Origin of the sequence: Streptosporangium sp. NPDC002544 (assembly GCF_040295965.1) — a bacterium.
In the GTDB taxonomy this organism is placed as follows: Bacteria; Actinomycetota; Actinomycetes; order Streptosporangiales; family Streptosporangiaceae; genus Streptosporangium.
The window spans coordinates 263,971-289,557 of sequence record NZ_JBEOWJ010000010.1 but is presented as its reverse complement, the minus strand read 5'-3'; the positions used below and the strand labels follow the sequence as shown (position 1 = coordinate 289,557).

The window sequence follows — 25,587 nt, the reverse complement described above, 5'->3', positions numbered from 1 at the left end:
AGGAAACGCGCGTGGTCGTTCCCGGCGGTGACCGGAGGCCGTCCGGTCACCGCCGACGGGGGCCCGTTCTGGACGCGCGAGCCCCGGAGGGCACCGCGTCAGCGGGCGCCGTCGACCACCTTGCGGGAGCCGAGCGGCTTCTTGAGCTTGACCGTCGTCACCTTCTGGATGGCGATCTCGATGCAGGCGACGTTCTGGGCCTTGCTGCTCGGGCCCTCCCACAGGGTGACGGTCACCCGCTTGGAGGTCTCCCGTACGGTGACCCGGTCGAGCACGTTGCACGGCTCCACCCCGGACCACCAGATGATCCGCAGGCTCCGGCCGTCCTTCGACGGGGTCGCCTTCAGCCACCTGACCTTGCGGGGATTCTCGGTGTGGCCCTCCGGCCTCGTCGGTCTGGGGCCGCCACCGGTGGGTTCGTCCCGGGGGGCCACGGTGTGGCTCGCCGGCTCCGAGGGACCGCCGGGAAGGGCGGTGCTCCGGCTCACCGGCTGCGAGGGGGTGGCGCTGGGTTCGGTACCGCAGCCCAGCGCCAGCAGGAGGCTTCCGGCCAGGATGGGAGTCGCGATCATACGCATACCCCTAAGACGGATCGGGCCCCTGGACGGTTCAGGGCATCCCGATGTCGCGCTGTCGTACCTCGGCCATGACCGCCGAGACCGTGACGAGGTCATTGTCGACGGGTAGTACGGTCGGCCCGTGGTGCACGGCGGTTTATGTCGATGGTGTATGTCCACATACATCGCCACTACCCAGCGGCGCTGGATGATTTCGTGGAAAGACGGGGCCGATAGGCTGCGAGGAGTTTCGATCCCTGATTTCGAGGTGCTCACATGATCGCGATTCTTGGAACCGGCAAGATGGGGGAGGCCCTGCTGTCCGGGCTGCTCAGAGCCGGGTTCAAGCCGGGCGACGTGATGGCGACGGCACGACGTGCCGAGCGGGGTGAGGCCCTCGCGAAGCAGTACGGCATACGGGTGGTCTCCAACGCCGAGGCGGCCAAGAACGCCGACACGATCATCCTCGCGGTCAAGCCGCAGGACATGGGGTTCCTGCTCGCCGAGATCGCGGCGCACCTGCCGGCCGACCGGCTGGTCATCTCGGCGGCGGCGGGGATCACGACCTCGTTCGTCGAGTCGCGGCTCGGTGCCGAGATCCCGGTGGTCCGGGTCATGTCCAACACGCCGGTGCTGGTCGACGAGGCGATGAGCGTGATCTCGGCGGGAGCACACGCCTCCGAGGAGCACCTCAAGCGCGCCGAGAACCTGTTCAGCCCGGTCGGCAAGGTGCTGCGCATCCCCGAGGCGCAGCAGGACGCGGCCACGGCCCTGTCGGGCAGCGGTCCCGCCTACTTCTTCTATCTCGTCGAGGCCATGGTCGACGCCGGAATCCTGCTCGGCATGCCCCGTGCCGCGGCCCTTGACATGGTCACCCAGTCGATCGTCGGCGCGGCGATCATGCTCCGTGACTCGGGCGAGCACCCGGTGATACTGCGCGAGGCGGTCACCTCGCCGGGGGGCACCACCATCGCCGCCATCGCCGAACTGGAGCGGCACAGCGTCCGAGCCGCCTTCCTGGCCGCCATCGAGGCCGCCAGGGACAGGGGACGCCAGCTCGCCGAGGGCTGAGCTCGCCCCCGCCAGGAAATCTATTAGGAAATTTTCCTATATAACGGCATCATTTTCCGCGGAACTTCGGGGGAGATGGGGCCATCGTGGGGCAGGCCGTACTGGATGATGATCAGCGGAAACTCGGCGGTCCCTCCGTCTGGACGCGGAGCTTCCTGCTCTTCTTCACCGCCAGATCGATCTCCATGCTCGGCGCGTCGATGGTGCCGTTCGCGACGGCGGTGGGAGTGGGCGGGCTCGGTTACGGTCCCACCGGGGTGGGGCTGGCGCTGGCCGCCTGGATGGCGCCCTTCGCGGTGCTGATCCTGTTCGGCGGGGTGTTCGCCGACAGGTTCACACCGCGCCGCATGATGATCGGCGCCGACACGGTCCGGATGGTGACCCAGGGGATCAGTGCGGCGCTGTTCATCTCCGGCAGGCCGGACCTCTGGCAGATCCTCGTCATCTCCGCGATCAACGGTGTCGCCGCCGCGATGTACCAGCCGGGGGTCTCCAGCACGGTCCCGCGGGTGGCGCGGGACGTGCAGAAGGCCAACGCCACCCTGCGCGTCTCCGAGTCGATCATGATGCTGGCCGGCCCGGGGGTCGCCGGTGCCATCGTCGGCTTCTGGGGGGTCGGCGTCGTCTTCGCGATCGAGGCCGCGGGGTTCGCCGTCAGCGCGATCTGCCTGCTCCTCCTGCGCCTGCCCGCGGTCGCCTTCCAGGCCGTGGCGCGGTCGGTCTGGCGTGACCTGCGCGGTGGCTGGCAGGAGTTCCGGTCCAGGACCTGGATGTGGTCGGTGATCCTGGTCTGGGCGGTCTTCGGCGTCACCCTGTTCGGCCCGATGATTCCGCTGGGCTCGGTGCTGATCACCGAGCGGCTCAGCGAGACCGCCTACGGCCTGGTCATGTCCGCCTCGGGCGCGGGCACCGTCGTCGGCGGTCTGATCGCCATGCGGGTCCGCCCGGGACGGCCGCTGATGGCCGGCGCGATCAGCCTGTTCGGCTTCGCTCTGGAGCCGCTCTCCATCGCCCTGGCATCGCCGCAGGGGGTCCTCATGGCCGCGCATGTGATCGGCGGCGCGGGATGGGCGTTCTGGTCGGTCATGTGGGCCACGAGCGTCCAGACCCAGGTGCCCGCGGAGGCGCTCAACCGGGTCACCGCCTACGAGGTCGCCGGCTCGACCCTGTTCGTCCCGATCGGCCAGGTGCTCGCCGGCCCGGTGGCAGGGGTGGTGGGTGCGCCGCAGTTGCTGACCGTGTCCTCGATCGTGGCGGTCGCCGGATGCGCCTCACTTCTCCTGGTACCCGCTGTCCGGGGACTGCGCCGGGTGCACCCCACCTGACCACACCGTCCGGAGGGTGCTCCGGGCAGCGGTCTCATGTCCCGGCATACGGAACTGTTAATAGCAATAAATTAGGATATTTCGCTCAGATGAAAACCGCCCTGTCCTCCGAGACGCGTGCGTAAACCGCATTCCGTACACGTGCGGTAACGTCGAGCCGGGAGTAGGAAGATCGGGCCGTGGCGTGTGGCGTCGCGACCAGACAGGGAGTGCGCATGAGCCGATCCGTGCGGGTTGTCTGGGACGATGCGCTCATCTCCTACGATTTCGGTCCGGGGCACCCGCTCGCGCCCGTGCGGGTCGAGCTGACCATGGCGCTGGCCAGGGAACTGGGCGTGCTGGACCTGGTGGAGATGAGCGGATGCACGCCCGCCACCGACGACGAGCTGGCGCTCGTTCACAAGCGTGACTACATCGAGGCGGTCAAACGGGTCTCCGCCACCGGGCGACGCGACCTGACCTGCGGGCTCGGCACCGAGGACAATCCCGCCTTCGTCGGGGTCCACGAGGCGTCCGCGCTGATCACCGGGGCCAGCCTGGCCGCGGCCCGCGCGGTGTGGACCGGCGAGGTCGAGCACGCGGTCAACGTCGCGGGCGGCCTGCACCACGCGATGCCCGCCCTGGCGAGCGGGTTCTGCGTCTACAACGACCCGGGGGTGGCGATCGCGTGGCTGCTGGCCCAGGGCGCGTCCAGGGTCGCCTACGTGGACGTGGACGTGCACCACGGCGACGGCGTGCAGGCGATGTTCTACGACGATCCCAGGGTTCTCACCATCAGCCTGCACGAGAGCCCCCGCACGCTCTTCCCCGGTACGGGCTTCCCCAATGAGAGCGGCGCGGAGGGCACCGCGGTCAACGTGGCCCTACCCGCCGGATGCGGCGACAGCGACTGGCTTCGGGCCTTCCACGCGGTGGTCCCGCCGCTGCTGCGGGAGTTCGCCCCCGAGGTCCTGGTCACCCAGCACGGCTGCGACAGTCACGCCCTCGACCCGCTGGCCAACCTGATGCTCAGCCTGGACGGTCAGCGCCTGGCGTACGCGGCGCTGCACGAGCTGGCCCACGAGACCGCGGGCGGGCGATGGATCGTGACCGGCGGCGGAGGGTACGAGCTGGTGCAGGTCGTGCCCCGGGCGTGGACCCACCTGATCGCGGAGGTGGCGGGCCACCCGCTCGACCCGAGGACCGCCACTCCCGAGGCGTGGCGCACGTTCGTCAAGGAACGGACCAACCAGTCGGCACCCCTGACGCTGACCGATGGCCGGAATCCGGAATTCAGCGATTTCTCCGCCGGTTATGACCCAGCAGACCCGATCGACCGAGCCATCATGGCGACAAGAAAAGCCATCTTCCCCTTCCACGGCCTCGACCCCCTCCCGTAACGCAAGGCCGTTGGTGAACTCCTTCGGAAACGGAACAACCGCGAGGGTACGCCGGCGAATGGATCTGAAAGCCGTAAGGGACGAGGTAACTGATCCGCCTTGAGGGACTACTCGTGAGGACGCGCCGGTGACTGGACTGAGGAGTGAAGGAGCGAAGCGGATGAACGACGAGGGAAGGAGCCGGGTAAGAGCGTCCTCACCGCGACGCGAAGCGTCGCCAATGGCTCGTGCTGAGCTTCGTGAGCACCTGGTCCGGACTCGGATCGCCGGTGATGTGGCGACCAGCCGGGAGAACAACCTGGACCACTACCGGTCGCTGGCCAACCGTGATCCGCACTACATGTTCGGGCTGACCGTGGACGGGGCCTGGTCCTATCGGGACGTGCTGGAGTTGATGGCCAAGTCCGCCGGGGTGGTGGCCGATCCGCTGCACCGGGAGGGTCAGGACACCATCGACCCCGACCGTACGATCGAGGCGGTCGAGAAGATGGGCGACACGATCGCGGGAGTGCTCGGCAGGGAGAATCCGCAGATCCTGATCGCCACCGGGCACCCCACCGGCCTGCTCACCATTCACCTGGCCCTGGCCCGGATGCTCAGGGCGCGCGGTGCGGTCCTGATGAGCCCGGCCGAGGGGTGGTCGTACTGGGGCAGCGGGTTCGGCCGCAGGCGCAAGATCCGTTATCTGGACGACGTCGCGATGCTCGACGACAAGGGCGCCTTCGTGCACACCCACGACCCCGCCCCGATGCGGGCCATGATCGCCGAGCTCGACGCGGACCGTCCCGATCTGGTGATCGCCGATCACGGCTGGGCCGGAGCGGCGGGCGAGGCGGGCATCCTCACCGTCGGATTCGCCGACAGCAACGACCCCGCGCTCTTCGTCGGGGAGGCCGAGGGCAAGATCGCGGTGACCGTCCCGCTCGATGACAACGTGCTACCGAGGTATTACGAACCGCTGACACACCATCTGGTCGAGAGGGTCGCACGAGCCCTCTGAGACGGGGGATGCGCAAATTGGGTCATCCCTATACAGGTATTTCGCGCCTGCATTCCACGGAGCTCGCCGACCGTTTGCCAACTTTTTGGTGATTGTGGGCGACTCTAATAGGAGACAGTTGGTCCGTTCCAAGATCGAAAAAAGGGGCACGGTCCGGCTGCTGGCCAGCGATTTTGTCGGTTTCACTGACGTGAGGCTCAGGGGGCTGAGAAAATAGGGGGTTTGCGTGCCCGGCCTCCCGACTTACGCTGACGGCAGTACACGTGCGTGAGCAATGGCACCAGTGGGGATAACCCGGATACACGTGCGGAAGAGGCGTCCGATGGGTGCAGGCGAAAGACCTCTCAGCGAGGTGAAGTTCCTGACGGTGGCAGAAGTGGCCACTGTCATGAGGGTGTCCAAGATGACTGTGTACCGACTCGTGCATTCGGGCGAGCTGCCGGCCATCCGGGTCGGTCGATCCTTCCGGGTGCCTGAGCAGGCGGTGCACGATTATCTCAGGGATGCCTACATCGAGGCAGGTTGAGACAGGGGGCTCGGCGCGCCGAGCCGAGCGGCCGGTGGAGGGAACATCCGGCCGTGAGGTGGGCGAGGCGCGCTGACGGCTCGTGAGTCTGTCCCTTCCGGTCGGGCCGGAGCATGATTTCCGGTGCGACCGGTGTGTGACAGGCCGCTGTCTCGTCGAGGTAGCGACGTGTACGCCACGTCGTGAGTTGATGTGCCCGGGGTCCCCCCAGGGGCGATCTACCGTGGATCGCCGGTAGTCTGTTGTGCCGGTGTGCTATCGCATGCCGGTTTGACATTCTCGGCTACCAGCTACCTGGGGGTCCCGTGGGCTCTGTGATCAAGAAGCGCCGTAAGCGCATGGCGAAGAAGAAGCACCGCAAGCTTCTGAAGAAGACCCGCATCCAGCGGCGTAACAAGAAGTAACAGCGCGGATCTGCGAGGCGCCGATGACCCACACCGTGCTTGTCACCGGGGTCTCGCGCCACATCGGCGCCCGAGTGGCGAGCGTTCTCGCGGATGACCCGGATATCGACCGGGTCATCGGAGTGGATACGGTGCCGCCGCCCTCGCTCTCAGGTGATGGCGGCGTACCTCTCGGCCGGACGGAGTTCGTCCGCGTCGATCTGCGCAGCCCCGACATCGCGCAGGTGATCGCGGCCGCCGACATCGACACCGTCGTTCACATGAGCCTGGTGAGCGCTCCTCCCCGGAGCGGTGGCCGGGCACTCATGAAGGAGCACAACGTCATCGGCACCATGCAGTTGCTCGGTGCCTGTCAGCGGTCCGCGACGGTCCGCCGTGTCGTCGTGCGCTCCACCACCGCCGTCTATGGTTCCTCCCCGCACGATCCCGCGGTCTTCACGGAGAACGCCGAGCCTGCCGAGCCGCCGAGCCACGGCTATGCCAAGGACGCCTCCGAGGTGGAGGGCTATGTCCGGGGCTTTGCCAGGCGGCGCCGCGACATGGTCGTGTCGACGCTCAGGTTCGCCAACTTCATGGGTCCCGGCGTCGACTCCCCACTGACGCGTTACTTCGCCCAGCCCGTCCTGCCGACCGTGTTCGGGTTCGACCCGCGGCTGCAGTTCGTTCACGAGGACGACGCGGTCGAGGTGCTGCGGCGGATGGCGATGGAGGACCACCCCGGCACGTTCAACGTGGCCGGGGACGGCGTGCTGCTCCTGTCGCAGTGCGCGCGCAGGGTGGGCCTGCTTTCGCTTCCGATGCCCTCTCCCGTCTTCGGTCTCATGGGCGACCTCGCCCGCGGTGCGGGGCTGGTCGACTTCTCCCCCGAGCAACTCCGCCTGATGTGTCACGGCCGGGTGGTCGACACCACCCTGCTGTCCGCGGCTCTCGGCTGGAAGCCGAAGTTCTCCACCGCCACCGCCTTCGAGGATTTCATCCGCGCGCGGGATCTGGCCGGTGGCCTTCCCGCCGCCATGATGGACGTGCTGTCCCGGGCGGTGACGGAATGACCGAGACGGCAGGGGAGAGCCGGGAGGCCGAGGTGATTCCCATCACCCGCGCCCGCACCTTTGGCGAGCCTGTCGCCGAGGAGACGCCGGACGAGCCTTTCCCCGGGCCGCCGGCGGGCGGAGGCGACGATCAGAGGCTGGCCGAACTGCTCGCCTTCCTGCGGCGCCGGGTGACCGGAGAGTACGAGGTCGACGAGTTCGGGTTCGATCCCGAGCTCACCGACAGGGTGCTGCTGGAGCTGATCCGCCCGGTGTACCGCCACTGGTTTCGCACCGAGACCGTCGGCCTGCACAACGTGCCCGACGACTCCGGCGCCCTGGTCGTGGCCAATCACTCGGGCACCATCCCGCTTGACGGGCTCATGCTGCAGGTGGCCCTGCACGACGAACATCCCGCGCGCCGCGCGCTCCGCCTGCTGGGGGCCGACCTGGTCTACCGGCTCCCGGTGCTCGGGCATCTGTCCCGTAAGACCGGCCACACCCTCGCCTGCCGCGAGGACGCCGACCGGCTGCTCCGCAAGGGCGAACTCGTCGGTGTCTTTCCCGAGGGGTTCAAGGGGGTCGGCAAGCCGTTCTCCGATCGCTACCGGTTGCAGCGCTTCGGGCGGGGCGGCTTCGTCGCCTCCGCCATCCGCGCGGGCGTGCCGATCGTTCCCTGCGCCATCGTGGGCGCCGAGGAGATCTACCCCAAGATCGGTGACCTGCGTCTCCTGGCCAGGGTGTTCGGCCTTCCCTACCTGCCGGTCACGCCGCTGTTCCCCTGGTTCGGGCTCCTCGGGCTGGTCCCGCTCCCGTCCAAGTGGATGATCAGCTTCGGTGAGCCGATCCGTACCGACGAGTTCGCCCCGGCCGACGCCGACGACCCGATGCTGGTCCTCAACCTCACGGACCAGGTCCGGGAGACCATCCAGCAGCAGCTGGACGAGCTCCGGCTCCAGCGCGGCCACGCGTTCCCGCCCTTCTTCTGAGGCTCTCCGGCCTCCCGCCGATCCGGATGGAGACCTGTCGCGCGGGCGCGCGCCCGGCGGGCAAACGGGGGTGGTTTTTATTAGTCACGACGTCTAACAACGAGTGCTTTCCGTCGGTATGGTGTGCTCAACATCGGTCTTCCGGATCAAGGGAGTGGTCATGGGCGCAGGCCGTACCGCGACAGGGGCCGCCATCGCCGGGCTGGCCGTGGGGGCGGTACTGGGAGTCGCCGTACGGCGGCGCAGGGCGTACGCGGGCACGGTGCTCGGCGGGCACCGCGGCCGGTCGGCCACCGTCACCACCGATGACGGCGTGCGGCTCGCGGTCGACATCGAGGAGGCCGGGGCGCCCGAGCTGGCTGTGATCTTCACGCACGGCTGGGTGATGAACAGGCACTGCTGGCACTTCCAGCGCGAGGCGCTCGCCGGCCGGGCCACCCTGATCTTCTACGACCAGCGCGGGCACGGCGCCTCCTCGGCGGGTGCCCTCGACGCCTGCACCGTCGATCGGCTTGGTGACGACCTCGCCGCGGTGATCGAGGCCACCGTGCCCGAGGGGTTGCCGGTGCTCCTCGTCGGCCACTCCATGGGCGGTATGACGGTCATGGCGTTCGCCGGGCGGCATCCGGAGACGTTCGCCGCCAGGGTGGCGGGAGTGGCCCTGCTGAGCACGTCGTCCGGGCAGCTGAACGGCAGCACGTTCGGGCTCCCCGGGCCGATCGGGCGGCTCGCCCCGCGCGTCACGCCCCTCATGTTCGAACGCATGCTGGCCAGGGGCACGCTCATCGACCGCGGCGTGGCCCTCAAATCTCGCACCAACCTGCCGGTGACCCGGTACGTCGCCTTCGGGCCCCGCGCCCCGCGCGAGCACGTGCGCTTCGTCAACGACATGGCCGCGGCCACCCCGACGGAGGTCATGGTCGGCTTCTTTCGTGACTTCCTCATCCACGACAAGCTGGCCGCGCTGGCCGCGTTCGGCGGGGTCGAGACGCTTGTCATGGTCGGGGACCGTGACCGTCTCACTCCACCGGCGCACAGCAGGCGCATCGCCGAGGCCGTGCCGGGCGCCAGGCTGGTCGTGTTCCCCGAGGCCGGCCACATGATCGGCCTGGAACGCCCGGAGGCCGTCAACCGGGAACTGTCCGCGCTGCTGGACCGGATCACGGCCGCCGGTACGGCAGGCTGACCGGAGCCGCGCCAGGCCGTCCTGCGGGCGCCGGAGCGGCGGGCGGGTCAGCCGCCGGAACGGTAGTGGCGGCGCAGGGCGATGGCGGCGGCGATGCTCCCCGCGAGGGCCCCGGCGCCCGCCGCGATGGGCAGGCCGATCAAGGTCGCCTTACGCCCCGTGCGGAAGTCCCTTATCTCCCAGCCGTTCTCCCTGGCGAAGTCGCGCAACTCGGCGTCGGGGTTGATCGCGGTGGCGTGGCCGACCAGGGAGAGCAGCGGCAGGTCGTTCGCCGAGTCGCTGTAGGCGGAGCAGCGGGTCAGATCGAGCCCCTCCCTGCGGGCCAGAGCCCTGACGGCCTCCGCCTTGGCCGGGCCGTGGAGCAGGTCGCCGACCAGGCGGCCGGTGTAGACGCCGTTCTCGGTCTCGGCGACGGTGCCGAGGGCACCGGTCAGGCCGAGGCGCTGGGCGATCACGCGGGCCAGCTCCACCGGGGTCGCGGTGACCAGCCAGACTCGCTGGCCGGCGTCGAGGTGTGCCTGCGCGATGGCGCGGGTGCCCGCCCAGATGCGGTCGGCCATCACCTCGTCGTAGATCTCCTCACCGAGCCGGATGATCTCCTCGACCTTGCTGCCCGCCACGAACGCCAGCGCGGTCTCCCTGGCCTCTGCGATGTGGGCCGGGTTCTCGTCGCCGCGGACCCGGAAGACCGCCTGGCCGAGCGCGAACCTGAACAGGTCCTTGCTGGTGAACAGGCCCCGGGAGGCGAGGCCCCGGGCGAAGTGGTAGATGGACGCGCCGCGCATCATGGTGTTGTCGACGTCGAAGAAGGCGGCGGCCACCGGGTCGGGTTCGGCCATCGGCATCGCCACGGCGGCCGCGGCCGCGACCTCCCCGGCCGCCTGCTCCCCGACCGTCGCCGTTTCGCCCCGTCGTCGTAGTAGCCGCCTCATAGCACCTCAGCTTAACCGGGACACGGGGGGTAGATCGGTAGCCGCCGTGTTAGCCAAATGTGACGTCTCGATGTCATACGGCATGGCATGACCTGGACGGAACAGGCTAATCGGGTGGGGCCAGACCGTCGATGTAGTTGAGGTAGACGTGGGCCTTGATCTGATCCTCGGCATCCATCTTGGGGATCATCCCACTGATCTGGGTGCGCTGTTTCTGGACGAAGCGCTTGAGCTCCCTGGCGTTCGCGGCGTCACGGCGCCGGACCTGCCTGAGGGAGGTCACCGCGGAGCGAGTGGTGTCCTCCATCGCCTGGAGGGTCTCCCCGATCATGTCCTCGCGCTCGCCGGAGCCCAGGAGTTCCTCGACCTCGCGGGCGCGGGTCTCCGCGTAGCCGAAGGAGCGGTCGGCCCGCTCGGCCTCGTCGGTGCTCAGGTGGAACAGCGTCCTCTCGGCGGCGCGCTTGAGCGGGTAGAAGGTGTCACCGGGCATCGACCGGGAGGTCCATATACCGGAGGTGACCATCGCGGCCACCAGGACGACGCTCAGCAACTGCGTGAACAGCCCCGTACGAGGTCTGCGCCGGGAGTGGCGCGGGCCGGTCGGCGGCCGCTCCGCGAGGTCCGCTCCGGGAGGGGGCTGGGTGAGCTGCTCGCGGAGCCTGGCGTGGAACTCGGGACGGGGGGTGGCCGCCATGCGGTTACCGAGGCGCGACACGCGGTTTTGGATGTGAGCCTGCGATCTCCGTGAGATTCCGGGCAGCCACTTCCCCATGAACGCTCCCTGCCGCCCCCAGCTCATGATCCATCGGTGTCACTTGCCTAACGACGACTCCGCACGTCAGGTTACGCGCCGCACCGGCATCGGCATGGTGAACAATCCTCTTGCGCCCGGCCGGACGCGGGATTCTTCCCGCAGGCTCCCCCGGGCGGGGTCCTTTGGGGCGGGGTAAGGGGCACGGGCGCGGCGTCAGCCCAGGTCCGAGGGGAGCGCGCGGGCCAGGGAGCGGATCGCGCGGAACTGCAGCGCCTTGATCGCGCCGCTCTTCTTGCCCATGATGAGCGCGGTCTCCGCCAGCGACATGCCGTGCAGGAAGCGCAGCACCACGCACTCCTGCTGCTCGGGGCCCAGGTCGCGGACGGCGCTGAGCACCCGGTCGCTGATCATCGAGATGACGACGGCGTTCTCCGGGATGTGCGGGCCGTCGAGCGGGGTGTCGATCACCTCGGCCGTTGTGACCTCAAGACGGTACCTGCCGGACTTGAAGTGATCGGTGATCAGGTTCCTCGCGATGGTCACGAGCCAGGCCCCGAAATCACGCCCTTGCCACGTGAAGTCAGTGATCCGGCGGAGCGCGCGGAGAAAGGTCTCGCTCGTGAGATCCTCGGCCAGCGGGTGTGAGCCGACCCGGAAATAGACATAGCGGTAGACCAGGGTGAGGTAGCGATCATAGAGCGTGCCAAAAGCATCCGTGTCTCCGGTTTTGGCACGCAAAACGAGCCTCCGGAGTTCTTCGGAGGCGTCCTCACGCAGAGTGAGGTCGTTACTGCGGACGGGCTGGGCCATCCCGACGGTCGTGGGGAGGTGCCCGGCGAGCGGCCACGTTTCAGGCATCCGGTATCCCTGAGGGGAAGGGGGTACGGCGTGCCTGATCACTCTAGGAAACCAAGCGGTAATTCCACAATCCACTTCGAAGCGCCGTGACTGGGGGTAATCACCAGATACGGTGTTGGGTCGGTTGTTTCATGCCGACTCCGGGAGCCGACCGAGGGTTCGGCTACCGGTTAGGGGGTAATGTCCGGCAGCATTGGAGACACCATGGAAGTCCTCGTCGCTGTCATCGCCTTCGCCGGTGCATTGCTCGCCGTCATCGCCACCGGTGCTCTCATCAGCCGTCTTCGCAGTGAGCCCAAGGGCTGGCTGATCGCCTGGAGCATCACGACGGCGTCTCTCTCCGTCTCACTCGGAGTAATCGCCATCGGCTACATAACCGGGTTCGGGGCAGGAACATTTCGTGTTTATCAACTGACCGGATCCATGCTGGCGCCCCTGTGGCTGGCTGTCGGAGCCATCCAGTTGCTGGCCCGTAAGGGCACGGCCAGGTTCGCCTCATGGCTCCTGGGGATCGCACTCACCGTCATCGCGACGGTGATCCTGGCGGTCGACCCGGTCCTGCAGGACAAGGACTTCGCCAAGGTCCTCCCGCTGGGTAGCCACCACTGGGACCTGCCGTCGAAATACCTGCTGCTTGTCGTCCACGTGATCGTCGCGATCGTGCTGCTGGCCGGACTGCTGCTCGCGGTCATGCGCTGGCGCGGCGGCGACGACTACGACGCCGACAACATGCACGCGCTCCTGGTGCTCGGCCCCACCGGTCTCGCGCTGGTGGGAGCCGTCAGCTTCGCGGTGCCCGGAATGTTCACCGCGCTGCTGCTCCTCGTCACCGCCGCCGCCGTCTGGTACGCCTTGCTCCGTCCGCTCGCGCCCTACGAGGACGACGAGGAGGCCGAGGACGACGACTGGGAGAAGCGCCTCCCGACACTCCGGCCCCCCGAGTACCAGCCCCGCGACGTGCAGGTCGCCGGACGCAGGATGTCCCAGGAGGCCCCCGGCGGCCGGACCCTGGCCGAGGAGCCTCCCCGCCGCTCCGGGCTCGGCGACCTCGTCGCCGAGTACCGTGCGGGCGACCAGGAGGTCGACTACGCGGCGCGCATGGGGCAGCAGCCTCCGCCGAGCGACGACAGGTTCGGCGGACCCGCCACCGGGATGTTCATGGCGGGTGAGTACGGCATGCCCTCCCCCGACCAGCCGTTCGGCGGCGACCTCGGCAGACGGGGTGGCGCCCCCGGGGGACAGCCGCCGGTCACCGGTCAGTTCGGCATGCCGTCCGGGGGGCCGGCGACCGGCGAGTACGACATTCCGGCCCACGAGTTCGGCAGGCACGGGGCTCCCGGTCCCGGCAGGCAGTCCGGCCCGGGCACCGGTGAGTTCGGCAGGCCCACCGGGCCCGCCACCGGTGAGTTCGGCAGGCCGGGCAGTCTCCAGCCGATGCCCGCCGACCAGGCGTTCGGCGGCGCGCCCTCCCCGGGCATGGACCAGGGGCGAGGCGGTTTCCCTGGCTATGACCAGGCATTCGGCGCCGCCCCCGCAAGCGGCGCCAGGTACCCGGGTGGACCGGGCGGGGCGGGTGACCTGCCGGGCGGCTCGGGCCGTCCCTCACCGAGCATCTTCGGCATGCTGACCGTCTTCACCCTCCTCGACGGCACCGGCGAGAGGTTCGACCGGCTCGCCGAGGAGACCGTCGAGGCGGTACGCCGATCCGAGCCGGACACGCTCATCTACGCCTGCCACTCGGTGAAGTCGGCGCCGCTCCAGCGCATCGTCTACGAGATCTACCGTGACGAGGTCGCCTACAGCGACCATCAACGCCAGCCGCACACGGAGCGCTTCGTCACCGAGCGCCAGCCGATGGTGCTCGCCACCAACGTCATCGAGCTCACCATGAACGCCGCGAAGGTGATGCCGCTCCCGACGGCCTTCAGGCCGTGACCACGGCGCGCGGGCGGTGGTCGTCCGCGCGCCGGATCAGGTGAGACGTCTCAGGCGCCGAGGGCGGCGCGGAGGCGGTTCTCGTCGACGCGCCAGAAGTCGTGCTGCACGCCGTCGACGAAGGTGACCGGGATCATCTCCCAGTACCGTGCCTGATCCTCCGCTGAGGCCGTGATGTCGCGTTCCTCCCACGGGACGCCGAGTTCGGCGGCGACCCGTTCGATCACCGCCCGCGCGTCGTCGCACAGGTGGCAACCGGGCTTGCCGAGCAGGGTGATGCGGTGGTCTCGGGGTGACATGACCGCCACGGTAGCCGAGTCAGGGCGCCACGCCGGACTGCCCGCCGGCCTGCCCGGTGAGCGGTGGGCGGTCCGGTGACGGCCTCGGGGAACCTGCCGGAGGCGCAGGTCAGGGCCCTGATGAGGGGGGCGGACCGCGAACCGGCGGAGGGGGTGGCCAAGATTGTGAACACTCACTTTGTGCACCGGTTCACAAAAGGACTAACCTGAATGACAGTGGCCTCACCTCGTCATCCGTCGCGTCCGGGCCGCGCCGGTCGCCTGTCCCCCTGGAGCTCCGGCACGTGATCCGCCGTCTGTCCCAAGCCCGCGAACGCGGCATACCCGAGGCGACCGTCGCCCGGCTGCCGCTCTATCTGCGAGCGCTGAACGGCATGGCCGAGCGTGGCCTGGCGACCGTGAGCTCGGAGGACCTGGCCGTCGCGGCCGGCGTCAACTCCGCCAAGCTTCGCAAGGACCTCTCCCACCTCGGGTCGTACGGCACCCGAGGGGTCGGCTACGACGTCGAGTATCTGATCTACCAGATCTCCCGTGAGCTGGGCCTCACCCAGGACTGGGCCGTCGCCATCGTCGGAGTGGGTAACCTCGGTCGTGCGCTCGCCAATTACGGCGGGTTCGTCTCCCGAGGATTCAGGGTCGCGGCGCTGCTCGACGCGGACCCCGAAGTGGTGGGCGACCACATCGCGGGATTGAATGTGGAGCACATCGACGAGCTGGAAGCCGTGATACGACGGCGGGGAGTGTCGATCGTGGTGCTTGCGACACCGGCCGTGGCGGCCCAGCAGGTGGCCGACCGGGTCGTTGCCGCGGGGGTCACCAGCATCCTGAACTTTGCCCCCGTTGTACTTTCTGTTCCAGAAGGCGTTGATATCCGTAAAGTCGACCTATCGATTGAACTACAGATCCTTGCGTTCCACGAGCAACGTAAGACGGATCGGATGAGTGGGGGGCCCGCGATGGCCGAGGAGTGGCCCGAGGCGGTGGACTTGTGAGGAAGCACCGCACACGAACTGACGGGCACGCACTCTTCAGGCCTTCCCGGGCGACCACGAACATGGAGACGACGAGGGCGGACCGTGCCCTCTCGGGGAAGGCGGTGGAGGGTCGATGAGCGTTCTCGTCGTCGGCCTGAGCCACCGCACGGCCCCGGTGGCCCTGCTGGAACGGGTCTCCGTCTCCGGTGACTCGCTGGTGAAGCTGCTCCAGGACGTCCACCGGGATGTCCACGTCGTCGAGGCCATGGTCGTCTCGACCTGCAACCGGGTCGAGGTCTACGTCGAGGCCGACCGGTTCCATGCCGCGGTGACGTCGATCTCCTGGCTGCTCAGCACCCATTCCGGCGTCCCCATGGACGAGCTGGCCGCCCACCTCTACGTGCACTACGAGGATCGCGCGATCGAGCACCTGTTCTCGGTCGGTTCGGGCCTCGACTCGATGGTCCTGGGCGAGGGGCAGATCCTCGGCCAGGTGCGTTCGGCGCTCAGGCTGGCCCAGGAGGAGGGCACGCTCGGCCCGACGCTCAACGAGCTCGTCCAGCAGGCACTGCGGGTGGGCAAGCGCTCGCACACCGAGACCGGCATCGACCGGGCCGGCGCCTCCCTCGTCGGGGTCGGGCTCACGCTCGCCGAGCGGACCCTCGGTCCCCTTGAGGGAGCGCGGGCCCTGGTGGTCGGTGCGGGCTCGATGAGCGCCCTGGCGGCCGCGACCCTGCAGCGGGCGGGCCTCACCGACATCGTGGTGGTCAACCGGACCCACGAGCGCGCGGTGCGGCTGGCGCAGACGGTCGGCGGCCGGGCCGCCGAGTTCGGCGACCTGGAGAGGGAACTGGCCAGGGCCGACCTGGTCATCTCCTGCACCGGCGCCACCGACGTGGTCGTCACCGCCGACATGGTGACTCCGCACCGGATGTTCATACTGGACCTGGCCCTGCCGCACGACGTCGACCTCGCCGTACGGCGGTTGCCCGGCGTGACGCTGGTCGACCTGGAGTCCATGCAGGAGAGCGGGGCCGACGCCGGCACCGACGACGGTGGCCGGGCCGAGGCCGTGGCCTCCGTGCGCGGCATCGTCGCCGAGGAGGTCGCCGCCTACCTGTCGGCCGAGCGCGCCGCGCGCGTCACGCCGACCGTGGTGGCGCTGCGGAGCAAGGCGGCGCAGGTGGTCGAGACGGAGCTCGAACGCCTCGCCGCGCGGCTTCCCGAACTCGACGGACGCGTCAGGGCCGAGGTCACCCAGACCGTCAGGCGGGTGGTCGACAAGCTACTCCACGAGCCCACAGTGCGTGTCAAGCAGCTGGCGGAGTCTCCGGCGGGCGATCATTATGCGGAAGCACTCCGCGAACTGTTCAATCTTGACCCGAAGGTGCCCGAAGCGGTGCGGCGTATCGAGACGATCGACGTCGAGCAGGGTAGGAACACCGAGCCGAGCAAGAAGGAGGCAGGCTTGTGAGCAGCATTTCTCCTCCGCTCCGGCTGGGAACGAGGCGGAGCGTCATGGCGACCACGCAGTCGGGCCTGGTCGCCGACCGCCTCACCGAGCTGACCGGAAGGGCCGTCGAGCTCGTCGGTGTCGTCACCTTCGGCGACGTGACCAAGGGCGATCTCACGCAGCTCGGCGGTACGGGCGTCTTCGTCAGCGCGCTCCGTGACGAGCTGATCGAGGGCTCGATCGACTTCGCGGTGCACTCGCTGAAGGACCTGCCCACCACGCCCGACCCGCGCGTGGTCATCGCGGCGATCCCGCCGCGCGACGACCCCAGGGACGCCCTGGTGAGCGCCGCCAAGCTGGCCGACCTGCCGCCCGGAGCGAAGATCGGCACGGGCTCCCCGCGCAGGATCGCCCAGCTTCGGATGATCCGTCCTGATCTCGACTACGTGCCCATCCGGGGCAACGCCGACACCCGGATCGGCAAGGTGACCTCGGGTGAGCTGCAGGGGGTCGTGCTCGCCGCCGCCGGGCTCGGCAGACTGGGCCGCGAGGCCGAGATCTCCCAGATCTTCGAGGTCGAGGAGATACTCCCCGCCCCCGGTCAGGGAGCGCTGGCCGTGGAGTGCCGCTCCGACAGAGCCGACATGATCGAGCTGCTGAGCGTGCTCGACGACGCGCGTACCCGCGCCGAGGTCACCGCCGAGCGCGCGGTGCTCAACGCCCTGGAGGCGGGGTGCGCCGCCCCGCTGGGCACGTACGCGGCCTCCCGCGGGCACGATCTGGTTTTGACCGCCGCTGCCGTCGCCGTCGACGGCAGGCGGGCGGTGCGCAAGTCCGCCGCCGGGAGCTCTTCTGCGCCCATGGATCTCGGTCGCGACCTCGCGGCCGAGATGATCGCCGAAGGGGCCGGCACGTTGATAGGGGAGCAAGCACATTGAGCTCCGGAAGTACCACCTTCGAGCATCCGTCCGGGTTCGTCGCCTTTGTCGGCGCGGGGCCCGGCGATGAGGGGTTGCTCACGCTACGCGGTGCCGATCTGCTCTCCAGAGCGGACATCGTCATCCTCGACCAGGAGGCGTACGGCTCGTTGCTACGTCACTGCCGCGAGGGCGTCGAGATCGTCGGCACGGCAGAGGAGGGCGCCGTCTCGCTGAAGGCGGTCAAGGCAGCCAAGGGCGGCAGCTGCGTCGTGCGGCTGTGCGCGGGCGACCCGATGTTCTTCTCCTCGATCACCGAGGAGGTCGCGGCCTGCGCCAAGGCGGAGGTGGACTTCGAGATCGTGCCCGGTGTGCCCCCGGCCACGGCGGTGCTCACCTATGCCGGGATCCCGGCCGCGGTGTCGGTGCCCGAGTTCCGGGTGGTGGACGCGACCCAGATCAAGGACTGGTCCGCCTACGCCGCGGGAGCGGGCACTCTGGTGATCTACAACGGCGTCGCCGAGGCCGTTCCGATCGGCAAGGCGCTGATCGCGGCGGGCCGTCCCGACTCGACGCCGGTGGCGATCAGCAGCGCGGGTACCACGACCGAGCAGCACACCGTGGTGACCACGCTGGGCCGGATCGGGCCCGATCTCAAGCACGCCGGGATGGTCGAGCCCGCGCTGATCGTGGTCGGGGAGGCCGTCGGCATGCGCGACCGGCTGTCCTGGTTCGAGACCAAACCGCTGTTCGGCTGGCGGGTGCTGGTGCCCAGGACCAAGGAGCAGTCGGCCGGCCTGGTCGACCAGCTGCGTTCGTACGGCGCGGTGCCCGAGGAGGTCCCCACGATCTCCGTCGAGCCGCCGCGCACCCCGCAGCAGATGGATCGGGCGATCAAGGGCCTGGTCACCGGACGCTACGAGTGGGTGGCCTTCACCAGCGCGAACGCGGTCAAGGCGGTGCGCGAGAAGTTCGAGGAGTACGGCCTGGACGCCCGCGCGTTCGCCGGGCTCAAGGTCGCGGCCGTGGGCGAGAGCACCGCGCGGGCCCTGGTGGAGTTCGGCGTCAGGCCCGATCTGATGCCGTCCGGCGAGCAGTCGTCGGAGGGCCTGCTGGTCGAGTGGCCCCCGTACGACTCGATGCTCGACCCGATCAACCGGGTGCTGCTGCCGCGTGCCGACATCGCGACCGAGACGCTGGTGGCCGGGCTGATCGAGCTCGGCTGGGAATGCGACGACGTGACGGCCTACCGGACCGTCCGCGCCGCGCCGCCGCCCGCCCCCACCCGCGAGGCGATCAAGGGCGGTGGGTTCGACGCGGTGCTGTTCACCTCGTCGAGCACCGTCCGCAACCTGGTCGGCATCGCGGGCAAGCCGCACAACGTCACGGTCATCGCCGTGATCGGCCCGCAGACCGCCAAGACCGCGGAGGAATTCGGGCTCAGGGTCGACGTCATGGCAGACAAACCTTCGACTTCCGCCCTCGCGGCGGCGCTGGCGGAGTACGGTGCCAAGCAGCGGCAGGCCGCGGTCATGGCGGGGGACGCTCCCCGCAGGCCCTCGCAGACCCGAAGAGGGGCCCGGCGCCGCGCCAAGTAACCTTGAACAAGGCGGCTGCCCGCGCGAAAAGGGCGGGCAGGCCGTGCTCGACGGTCCCGCGCGAGCGCGCCGGGCCGTGACCGGCGGCGCCCCGGCAGGCGGTGCGTCGCCACAGGTGGTGGGGCGTGGCGACCGGAGTGCCGCGGAACGCGGTGCGTGATGTGCGGTGCCGGGCGGCGCGCCATGAGACAGCGGCGCGTCGCGGCGAGCGGTGAGCCGGCACACACATCGAGCTTCTCCGGCCCGCAGTCCCCTACCGGCCGGGGGGAGGGGGAGACACCATGACGGCCCAGTTCCCTGTCGCACGCCCGCGAAGGCTCCGCCGCACGGCACCGATGCGCCGGATGGTGGCCGGCACCCGGCTGCACCCGGCGGAACTGGTGCTGCCGATGTTCGTGAAGGAGGACATCGACCAGCCGAACCCGATCGGCTCGATGCCCGGGGTGTTCCAGCACACCCGCGACTCGCTGCGCAAGGCCGCCCACGAGGCGGCCGAGGCAGGGGTGGGCGGGCTGATCCTGTTCGGCATCCCCGCGGTGAAGGACGGCAGGGGGTCGGCGGCCGACGACCCGGAGGGGATCGTCCAGCGAGCCGTCGCCGATCTGGTCTCCGACGTGGGTGACACGATGGTCGTGATGACCGACACCTGCCTGGACGAGTTCACCGACCACGGGCACTGCGGCATCCTGACCGCTGAGGGGGAGGTCGACAACGACGCCACCCTGGAGCGCTACGCGGCCGCGGCGGTGGCCCAGGCACGGGCCGGATCGCAGGTGATCGCACCGAGCGGCATGATGGACGGCCAGGTGGCGGCGATCAGGGCGGCCCTGGACGGCGACGGCTTCGAGCAGGTCCCGATCCTCGCGTACTCGGCCAAGTACGCCTCGGCGTTCTACGGCCCGTTCCGCGAGGCGGCCGAGTGCGCTCCGCAGTTCGGCGACCGCAACGCCTACCAGCAGGACGCGGCGGGGCCGGTCGGGGAGGCGCTGCGCGAGGTGCGGCTGGACCTCGACGAGGGCGCCGACGCCGTCATGGTCAAGCCGGCCCTGGCCTACCTCGACATCCTGCGCCAGGTGCGCGACGCCGTGCACGTGCCGGTGGCGGCGTACCAGGTCAGCGGCGAGTACGCCATGGTCGAGGCCGCCGCCGCGAACGGCTGGATCGACCGGGATCGGGTGATCATGGAGTCGCTGGTCGCCATCCGCAGGGCGGGGGCCGACATGATCCTCACCTACTGGGCGACCGAGGTCGCCGCGAAGCTGAGATGAGATCGGCGGCACGTACCGAGAACTGGAGGTTCGTCGCTTGCTGGAGATACGTGTGCGTTAGAGTGCGATAACCGGTGCGGATGTGTCCCAGGTGGCGTAGACCCTGGGGGGTTTGACGTTCCCACTGACCAGAGTGTGGACAGGTCGTCGCATCCGGGTGGCACGCGGGATGCGCGGACGACGGAGGACACAATGGTCGGGGTACCGATGGTTCGTCGAAACAGACGACATGGCCATCCGAAGCAGATGATCAGTTCTGTGCTGGAGTACGCCGCGCTGGGCTGGGCGAGCTGTCTGGGCGCGCGGCCGCTGAGAGGCGGTTCGCGCTCCTGCTCCTGCGACCGCGTCGGCTGTCCCGACCCGGGATGCCACCCCCTCTCGGTGGCCTGGCAGATGCAGGCCACCACCGACCCCACCCTGCTGACCAACTGGTGGCGGTACGAACCCGAGGCGAATGTGATTCTCCCCACGGGGCGGGTGTTCGACGTGTTCGACGTACCGCTCGCCGCGGGGCGCACCGCCCTCGCGAACATGGACTCCGCCGGCGCAGCCCAGGGCCCGGTCGCCGTCAACGGCGACCGGGCCCTGTTCTATGTGGCCACCCGTAACGTCTCCGACGACGAGGACGAGTGGTGGTCCTGCGCCCTCGACTTCGGCCCGTCCACCATCGACGAGATGCCCGGCCTGCGCTGGCACTGCCGCGACAGCTACGTCCTCGCCCCGCCCTCGCTCCTGCCCGGTGGCCAGCACTGCTCGTGGCTGCGCCCGCCGGACGGCCGCCCGCTGCCCGATCCGCTCCGCGTCCTGGAGTTTCTCGCCGACGTCTGCGAGTGACTCTGGTACGGAGCAGCCGCCCGGTCAGGGAGAGCCCCCCAGGCCGGCCTCGCGGGCGCGGACGATCGCCTGGGCGCGGTCGGCCACCTGGAGCTTCATGAAGATGTTGGAGACGTGGTTGCGCACGGTCTTGCCGGACAGGAAGAGGAGCCCGGCGATCTCGTTGTTGCCCTTGCCCTGGGCGACCAGCCCGAGCACCTCCCGCTCCCGCTCGGTGAGCTCGGGGAAGGCGGTACGTGACGGATCGGGCATGCCGGTGAAGTAGGTCAGGACGCGGCGGGCGATCTCGGGCCCGTAGATGGCCTCGCCGGCGGCGACGGCGTGTACAGCGCGGGCGATCTCCTCGGCACCGGCCTCCTTGAGCAGGTAACCGCGCGCCCCGGCGCGCATCGCGGCGAACACCGAGTCGTCGTCGCGGAACATGGTCAGCACCAGTACCCCGATCCGCGGGCTGGTCCTGATGATCGTCCTGGTCGCCTCGATGCCGTTGCCGCCGGGCATCTGCAGGTCCATCACGACCACGTCGGGCTGGAGCTCGGCGGCCAGCGCCACGGCCTCCTGGCCGCCGGAGGCCTCCCCGACGACCTCGATGTCCATGGCTCCGAGCAGGCCGCGGAGACCCTGCCGGAAGATCGGGTGGTCGTCCACGATCAGTACCGTGATCACTCGGTCTCCTCCACCGGCAACCTGGCGATCACCTCCGTGCCGCCGCCCGGCCCGCGGCCGATCACACATGAGCCTCCCACCTCTGCCGCCCGCTCGCGCATCGAGGTCAGCCCCACGCCCGCGACCGGGTTCTCGGGCAGGCCGATCCCGTCGTCGGCGATCTCCACGCGCAGCTCACCCGGCAGGCGGCGCAGCCGGATGAGGATGGTGGTCGCGCCGGCATGGCGGCGGGCGTTGGTGAGTGCCTCCTGGGCGATGCGGTAGGCGGCGACCTCGACGGCCGCGGGCAGGTCGGCCAGCGGACCGGCCACGGTCACCGCGCTCTCTCCGGCCGTTGCCCGCAGCGCGCCCTCCAGACCCAGGTCGTCCAGCGCGGGCGGGCGCAGGCCGTACACCAGCTCGCGGACCGACGCGATCGTCGCGATCATCTCCTCGCGGACCTGGACCAGCAGCTTCTCGACGGCCCGAGGGTCGGTGTCGAGCCTTCTGCGCGCCTCGTCGAGGGCGAACGTGACGCTGGTCAGCGCCGGGCCGAGCCCGTCGTGCAGCTCCCTGCCCAGCCTGCGGCGCTCCTCGTCGCGGGTGGACCGGATGCGTTCCCGGGAGCGGTGCAGGTCGGCGGTGAGCCGTACGGCGTGCGCCAGCTCGGCGAGGTGTCTGGCGAGCACCTCCATCGGCTCGCGGCCCGGCCGGACCCCCGCCACCATCAGGGTTCCGACCCAGTCCGCGTGCCAGAACAGCGGCGTCTCCGCCACCCCCGGCCGAAGCTCACCGTCGGTGAACACACGCGTCGCGCCCCGCCCGGTGCGGACCTCGACACCGACCCCGGTGGCTCCCAGCGCCCCGCGGATCAGGGCCACGGCCTCGCCGAGGGCCGCCGCCGGGTCCTGCGCCCCCTGCCCGGTACGGCCGAGCAGGCCGACGACCCGGTAGGGGTCGCGCTCGACGGCGAAGGCCCGGTCCACCAACCGCTGCAGGCGTAGCCGTACCGGGTGGAAGAGACCGCCCACGGCCAGTGCGGAGATCAGCCCGGCGCCTTGGCCCAGGTCGCTGGCCAGGGCACCGGCCAGCCAGATCAGCCCGAAGTAGACGCCTCCGGTGACCGCGACGAGGGAGCCGTAGACCAGCGCCCGGTTGAGCACGACGTCGATGCCGTAGAGGCGGTAGCGCAGCACCGACGCGATGATCGACAGGGGCACCCCGGCCATGAAGAGGGTCTCCGTGGCCTTCAGCAGCCAGGATTCGGTCGCCACCCGGAGGATCCAGGAGAGCAGGAGCACCACCAGCGCGCCGACGTACCAGGCGATCTGGCGCCGGAGCTCGGTGTCGCCCGCCCGGTAGCGGAAGACCAGCGAGAGCACGCCGAGCGCGGTGAGCGCCATCATCGGGGCGCCGATGTACGACTCCACGATCGGGGAGATCTCACGCAGCGCCTCGACGCCGAAGGGGTTCGCGATCGGGAGCTGGAGCTCGAACTCGGGATCCGGGGCCAGTCCCAGGAACAGCGAGTGCCCGACCATGAGGACCAGGTTGGCGTACAGGACCGGCCGCCAGCGCCGGGAGGGCAGCCGGCCGTCGGGGAAGAGCAACGGCAGCAGCGAGATGAACACCGGAACGTGCCACAGCCACAGCCACAGTGCCAGCCACCCGAGGTAGGGGGTGATCCCCTCGGGGTCGGTGAGGTAGAGCCAGTGGGCGGCGCTGTAGATCAGGTAGTAGAGGGCGCCGACCACCCCGCTGGCCCAGAGCAGCCAGGGGACGAGCAGCCGGGGCCGGCGGGTGATGAGGAACGCGCCGGCGACCGGGAACAGGATGACCGTCGGATCCAGGGTGATGAAGTCCTCGCGCCAGGTCGAGGCGCTCAGCTCGGCCAGCCAGATCGCCAGGAGGTTGCAGATCGGTGCCAGCACCGCACCGGTCCAGACGAGAACGGCCAACGCCGTCCGCCGCCGGTTCCCCGCGGCGCCTCCGTCTGTCGGTGAGGTCATGGAGTTCTCGTCCCTGGGGAAAGTCACGGCATCTGCGGTCGTGGGGGAGACCGTGGGCTCTCCGTCGGTGGAGGAGGTCGTTCCGCCTCCGTTCCCGGGGAAGGTCGTTCTGTCTTCGTTCCTGGGGACGGTCACGGTGGCTGCGGTCGCGGGGGAGGTCATGCCGGCTCCGTTGTCCGTGAATGAGGTCGTGAGGTCTTCGCCGGTGAAGGAGATCACGGTGCTTCCGTTCCGAGGGGTAGCCGGGCGACGACCTCGGTGCCGCCGCCCGGACGCGGCCCGATCGTGCACGAGCCGCCCGTTTCCGCCGCCCGCTCGCGCATGGAGAGCAGGCCCACGCCACCGCGGACTTTTTCCGGCAGGCCGATCCCGTCGTCGGCGATCGAGAGCCGTAACTCGCCGCCCGCCGTCGCAGCGTCTGTCATGCCGCCGGATCCGCCTCCGGTGACCGTGGGCCCGACGCCTTTGGCCCGTACCACCTCGGCCCGTACCAGGGCGGTGGTGGCCTGGGCATGCCGGCGGACGTTGGTGAGCGCCTCCTGGGCGATCCGGTAGGCCGCCACCTCCACCGCCGGGGGTACGTCCTCCAGCCGACCGGCCAGCGCGACGTCCACCCGCGGCCCCGGCGCGTCGGCCAGCGAGCTCAGCGAGCCGGCCAGGCCGAAGTCCTTCAGCGCGGGCGGGCGCAGACCGTACACCAGGTCCCTGACGTCGACGATCGCGGCGCCCATCTGGTCGCGCACGCGGATCAGCAGCCCCTCCACGGCCTCGGGATCCCGCTCCAGCCGGAGCCTGGCCTCGTCCACGGTCATCGCCAGGCTGGCCAGCGTCGGCCCCAGCCCGTCGTGCAGGTCGCGGCGGAGCCTGCGCCGTTCCTCCTCCCGGGTGGTGAGGATGTGCTCCCTGGACCGCCGGAGGTCCGCGGTGAGCCGTACGGCGTGCGCCAACTCGGCCAGGTGCCGGGCCAGCACGTTCAGCAGGTCCGGCGAGGGGGCGGGACCGCTGCTGAGCAGCCGTCCGACCGGTTCCCCGTGCCAGACCAGCGGAGTCTCGACCGGCCGTTCCCCCAACTCGCCGTCGGCGACGGTTCCGCCGTGGACCTCGACGGCCACGCCGTCGGCGCGCAGCGCCTGGCGGACCAGTACCACGGCGGTGGCCAGCCCCTCGGCGGGGTCGACGGCCTCCTGCAGGGTACGGCTCAGCCGGTCGGCCACCCGGTAGGGGTCGTGCTCGACGCGGAGCAGCCGGTTCACGGCATGCTGCAGGCGCAGCCGTACCGGGCGGAAGACCGCGCCCACGGTCAGTGCCGCGACGAGCCCGGCCACCGGATCCTCGTCGCCGGACAGCGTGCCGGTCAGCCAGGTCAGGCCGGAGTAGATCCCCCCGGCGATCAGCGCCAGCGTGCCGTAGACCAGGACGCCGTTGAGCACGGCGTGGACGCCGGATGGCCGGGCAGCGGGGGGCTGTGCGGGGGGCGTCGTGACTGCCATGAGGGCAGGATCTCCCAGGTGATGTCCCGCTGTCCCGGGGCGGATGTCCCGTTCTGGAATGATTTTTCTGGGTCATAGTGATTCGGGGCGTGGCTGCTCGGGCAGTCCGTCTCTCAGTGGGGGCGAACACACGGTACGGAATCCGGGGCGGCTTCC

General features: G+C 69.8%; 24 protein-coding genes. 16 read left to right on the top strand and 8 right to left on the bottom strand.

Translation table 11 applies throughout. The annotated features are described in order from the left end of the window. Positions 1-98 precede the first annotated feature (98 nt). On the bottom strand, positions 99-572 hold the full coding sequence (locus ABT061_RS18195) for a hypothetical protein (RefSeq protein WP_350918596.1): 474 nt from the start codon (positions 570-572) through the stop codon (positions 99-101). 261 nt (positions 573-833) lie between these two features. Here ABT061_RS18195 and proC point away from each other — a divergent pair, with 261 nt between their 5' ends. The 9 genes from proC to ABT061_RS18150 all read left to right on the top strand — a co-directional run bounded on the left by proC (position 834) and on the right by ABT061_RS18150 (position 9,465). After that, positions 834-1,628, top strand: a complete 795-nt coding sequence (gene proC, locus ABT061_RS18190; RefSeq protein ID WP_350918593.1) for a pyrroline-5-carboxylate reductase — start codon at positions 834-836, stop codon at positions 1,626-1,628. An 86-nt stretch (positions 1,629-1,714) separates the two neighbouring features. Continuing rightward, complete coding sequence (locus ABT061_RS18185) at positions 1,715-2,953, top strand: MFS transporter (RefSeq protein ID WP_350918590.1); 1,239 nt, start codon at positions 1,715-1,717, stop codon at positions 2,951-2,953. A 215-nt stretch (positions 2,954-3,168) separates the two neighbouring features. Then, positions 3,169-4,332 carry an acetoin utilization protein AcuC gene (locus tag ABT061_RS18180; RefSeq protein ID WP_350918587.1) on the top strand — a complete coding sequence of 388 codons (1,164 nt, stop codon included), beginning with the start codon at positions 3,169-3,171 and terminating at the stop codon, positions 4,330-4,332. Positions 4,333-4,552: 220 nt separating this feature from the next. After that, entirely contained in the window at positions 4,553-5,332 is a 780-nt protein-coding gene (locus ABT061_RS18175; RefSeq protein ID WP_350918584.1) for a phosphatase, read from the top strand. A gap of 322 nt (positions 5,333-5,654) precedes the next feature. After that, positions 5,655-5,858 carry a helix-turn-helix domain-containing protein gene (locus ABT061_RS18170; RefSeq protein ID WP_012887307.1) on the top strand — a complete coding sequence of 68 codons (204 nt, stop codon included), beginning with the start codon at positions 5,655-5,657 and terminating at the stop codon, positions 5,856-5,858. Positions 5,859-6,163: 305 nt separating this feature from the next. Continuing rightward, positions 6,164-6,262, top strand: coding sequence for a 30S ribosomal protein bS22 (locus ABT061_RS18165; RefSeq protein WP_018654693.1), 99 nt, complete (start codon positions 6,164-6,166; stop codon positions 6,260-6,262). A 23-nt stretch (positions 6,263-6,285) separates the two neighbouring features. Beyond that, a complete protein-coding gene (locus ABT061_RS18160; RefSeq protein WP_350918579.1) occupies positions 6,286-7,311 on the top strand; it encodes an NAD-dependent epimerase/dehydratase family protein in 1,026 nt (341 codons plus the stop codon). After that, on the top strand, positions 7,308-8,279 hold the full coding sequence (locus ABT061_RS18155) for a lysophospholipid acyltransferase family protein (RefSeq protein ID WP_350918576.1): 972 nt from the start codon (positions 7,308-7,310) through the stop codon (positions 8,277-8,279). The genes ABT061_RS18160 and ABT061_RS18155 overlap by 4 nt, the downstream gene beginning before the upstream one ends. Before the next feature lie 160 nt (positions 8,280-8,439). Further along, positions 8,440-9,465 (top strand): alpha/beta fold hydrolase, encoded by a 1,026-nt coding sequence (locus ABT061_RS18150; RefSeq protein ID WP_350918574.1) that lies wholly within the window; start codon positions 8,440-8,442, stop codon positions 9,463-9,465. 47 nt (positions 9,466-9,512) lie between these two features. Here ABT061_RS18150 and ABT061_RS18145 read toward each other — a convergent pair whose 3' ends face one another. The 3 genes from ABT061_RS18145 to ABT061_RS18135 form a co-directional block, all read right to left on the bottom strand. Next, on the bottom strand, positions 9,513-10,397 hold the full coding sequence (locus ABT061_RS18145) for an HAD family hydrolase (protein WP_350918571.1): 885 nt from the start codon (positions 10,395-10,397) through the stop codon (positions 9,513-9,515). A 106-nt stretch (positions 10,398-10,503) separates the two neighbouring features. Next, positions 10,504-11,091 carry a DUF5667 domain-containing protein gene (locus tag ABT061_RS18140; RefSeq protein ID WP_350918568.1) on the bottom strand — a complete coding sequence of 196 codons (588 nt, stop codon included), beginning with the start codon at positions 11,089-11,091 and terminating at the stop codon, positions 10,504-10,506. A gap of 273 nt (positions 11,092-11,364) precedes the next feature. Beyond that, positions 11,365-12,009, bottom strand: coding sequence for a sigma-70 family RNA polymerase sigma factor (locus ABT061_RS18135; RefSeq protein WP_051752836.1), 645 nt, complete (start codon positions 12,007-12,009; stop codon positions 11,365-11,367). A 204-nt stretch (positions 12,010-12,213) separates the two neighbouring features. Here ABT061_RS18135 and ABT061_RS18130 point away from each other — a divergent pair, with 204 nt between their 5' ends. Continuing rightward, the gene (locus ABT061_RS18130; RefSeq protein WP_350918564.1) at positions 12,214-13,944 is read left to right on the top strand and encodes an antibiotic biosynthesis monooxygenase; all 1,731 of its coding nucleotides are present in this window, start codon (positions 12,214-12,216) and stop codon (positions 13,942-13,944) included. A gap of 50 nt (positions 13,945-13,994) precedes the next feature. On the opposite strand, the gene ABT061_RS18125 is transcribed toward ABT061_RS18130, so the two are convergent. Further along, positions 13,995-14,243 carry a glutaredoxin family protein gene (locus tag ABT061_RS18125; RefSeq protein ID WP_350918561.1) on the bottom strand — a complete coding sequence of 83 codons (249 nt, stop codon included), beginning with the start codon at positions 14,241-14,243 and terminating at the stop codon, positions 13,995-13,997. Between the two features lie 284 nt (positions 14,244-14,527). Here ABT061_RS18125 and ABT061_RS18120 point away from each other — a divergent pair, with 284 nt between their 5' ends. From ABT061_RS18120 to ABT061_RS18095, 6 genes are all read left to right on the top strand, one after another. Further along, positions 14,528-15,235, top strand: a complete 708-nt coding sequence (locus ABT061_RS18120) for a redox-sensing transcriptional repressor Rex (RefSeq protein ID WP_350918558.1) — start codon at positions 14,528-14,530, stop codon at positions 15,233-15,235. A gap of 115 nt (positions 15,236-15,350) precedes the next feature. After that, entirely contained in the window at positions 15,351-16,691 is a 1,341-nt protein-coding gene (locus ABT061_RS18115) for a glutamyl-tRNA reductase (RefSeq protein ID WP_350918555.1), read from the top strand. 5 nt (positions 16,692-16,696) lie between these two features. Then, on the top strand, positions 16,697-17,608 hold the full coding sequence (hemC, locus tag ABT061_RS18110) for a hydroxymethylbilane synthase (protein ID WP_451934946.1): 912 nt from the start codon (positions 16,697-16,699) through the stop codon (positions 17,606-17,608). After that, positions 17,605-19,185 carry a bifunctional uroporphyrinogen-III C-methyltransferase/uroporphyrinogen-III synthase gene (locus tag ABT061_RS18105; RefSeq protein ID WP_350918549.1) on the top strand — a complete coding sequence of 527 codons (1,581 nt, stop codon included), beginning with the start codon at positions 17,605-17,607 and terminating at the stop codon, positions 19,183-19,185. The genes hemC and ABT061_RS18105 overlap by 4 nt, the downstream gene beginning before the upstream one ends. Before the next feature lie 281 nt (positions 19,186-19,466). Further along, positions 19,467-20,453 (top strand): porphobilinogen synthase, encoded by a 987-nt coding sequence (hemB, locus tag ABT061_RS18100; RefSeq protein ID WP_350918546.1) that lies wholly within the window; start codon positions 19,467-19,469, stop codon positions 20,451-20,453. A gap of 192 nt (positions 20,454-20,645) precedes the next feature. After that, positions 20,646-21,287 carry a bifunctional DNA primase/polymerase gene (locus tag ABT061_RS18095; RefSeq protein ID WP_350918543.1) on the top strand — a complete coding sequence of 214 codons (642 nt, stop codon included), beginning with the start codon at positions 20,646-20,648 and terminating at the stop codon, positions 21,285-21,287. A 24-nt stretch (positions 21,288-21,311) separates the two neighbouring features. On the opposite strand, the gene ABT061_RS18090 is transcribed toward ABT061_RS18095, so the two are convergent. From ABT061_RS18090 to ABT061_RS18080, 3 genes are all read right to left on the bottom strand, one after another. Continuing rightward, on the bottom strand, positions 21,312-21,953 hold the full coding sequence (locus ABT061_RS18090; protein ID WP_350918540.1) for a response regulator transcription factor: 642 nt from the start codon (positions 21,951-21,953) through the stop codon (positions 21,312-21,314). Beyond that, positions 21,950-23,941, bottom strand: a complete 1,992-nt coding sequence (locus ABT061_RS18085) for a sensor histidine kinase (RefSeq protein WP_350918537.1) — start codon at positions 23,939-23,941, stop codon at positions 21,950-21,952. The genes ABT061_RS18090 and ABT061_RS18085 overlap by 4 nt, the downstream gene beginning before the upstream one ends. 215 nt (positions 23,942-24,156) lie before the next feature. Beyond that, positions 24,157-25,431 carry a sensor histidine kinase gene (locus ABT061_RS18080; protein ID WP_350918534.1) on the bottom strand — a complete coding sequence of 425 codons (1,275 nt, stop codon included), beginning with the start codon at positions 25,429-25,431 and terminating at the stop codon, positions 24,157-24,159. Between the last annotated feature and the right edge of the window lie 156 nt (positions 25,432-25,587).

What these genes read in the sequence shown, in the direction of transcription:
- ABT061_RS18145 (WP_350918571.1), bottom strand. Translation starts at nt 10,397, where the DNA reads ATGAGGCGGCTACTACGACGACGGGGCGAAACGGCGACGGTCGGGGAG.
- proC (WP_350918593.1), top strand. Translation starts at nt 834, where the DNA reads ATGATCGCGATTCTTGGAACCGGCAAGATGGGGGAGGCCCTGCTGTCC.
- ABT061_RS18135 (WP_051752836.1), bottom strand. Translation starts at nt 12,009, where the DNA reads ATGCCTGAAACGTGGCCGCTCGCCGGGCACCTCCCCACGACCGTCGGG.
- ABT061_RS18195 (WP_350918596.1), bottom strand. Translation starts at nt 572, where the DNA reads ATGATCGCGACTCCCATCCTGGCCGGAAGCCTCCTGCTGGCGCTGGGC.
- ABT061_RS18115 (WP_350918555.1), top strand. Translation starts at nt 15,351, where the DNA reads ATGAGCGTTCTCGTCGTCGGCCTGAGCCACCGCACGGCCCCGGTGGCC.
- ABT061_RS18130 (WP_350918564.1), top strand. Translation starts at nt 12,214, where the DNA reads ATGGAAGTCCTCGTCGCTGTCATCGCCTTCGCCGGTGCATTGCTCGCC.
- ABT061_RS18155 (WP_350918576.1), top strand. Translation starts at nt 7,308, where the DNA reads ATGACCGAGACGGCAGGGGAGAGCCGGGAGGCCGAGGTGATTCCCATC.
- ABT061_RS18080 (WP_350918534.1), bottom strand. Translation starts at nt 25,431, where the DNA reads ATGGCAGTCACGACGCCCCCCGCACAGCCCCCCGCTGCCCGGCCATCC.
- ABT061_RS18150 (WP_350918574.1), top strand. Translation starts at nt 8,440, where the DNA reads ATGGGCGCAGGCCGTACCGCGACAGGGGCCGCCATCGCCGGGCTGGCC.
- ABT061_RS18140 (WP_350918568.1), bottom strand. Translation starts at nt 11,091, where the DNA reads ATGGCGGCCACCCCCCGTCCCGAGTTCCACGCCAGGCTCCGCGAGCAG.
- ABT061_RS18085 (WP_350918537.1), bottom strand. Translation starts at nt 23,941, where the DNA reads ATGACCTCACCGACAGACGGAGGCGCCGCGGGGAACCGGCGGCGGACG.
- ABT061_RS18095 (WP_350918543.1), top strand. Translation starts at nt 20,646, where the DNA reads ATGGTCGGGGTACCGATGGTTCGTCGAAACAGACGACATGGCCATCCG.
- ABT061_RS18180 (WP_350918587.1), top strand. Translation starts at nt 3,169, where the DNA reads ATGAGCCGATCCGTGCGGGTTGTCTGGGACGATGCGCTCATCTCCTAC.
- ABT061_RS18125 (WP_350918561.1), bottom strand. Translation starts at nt 14,243, where the DNA reads ATGTCACCCCGAGACCACCGCATCACCCTGCTCGGCAAGCCCGGTTGC.
- ABT061_RS18170 (WP_012887307.1), top strand. Translation starts at nt 5,655, where the DNA reads ATGGGTGCAGGCGAAAGACCTCTCAGCGAGGTGAAGTTCCTGACGGTG.
- ABT061_RS18160 (WP_350918579.1), top strand. Translation starts at nt 6,286, where the DNA reads ATGACCCACACCGTGCTTGTCACCGGGGTCTCGCGCCACATCGGCGCC.
- hemB (WP_350918546.1), top strand. Translation starts at nt 19,467, where the DNA reads ATGACGGCCCAGTTCCCTGTCGCACGCCCGCGAAGGCTCCGCCGCACG.
- ABT061_RS18175 (WP_350918584.1), top strand. Translation starts at nt 4,553, where the DNA reads ATGGCTCGTGCTGAGCTTCGTGAGCACCTGGTCCGGACTCGGATCGCC.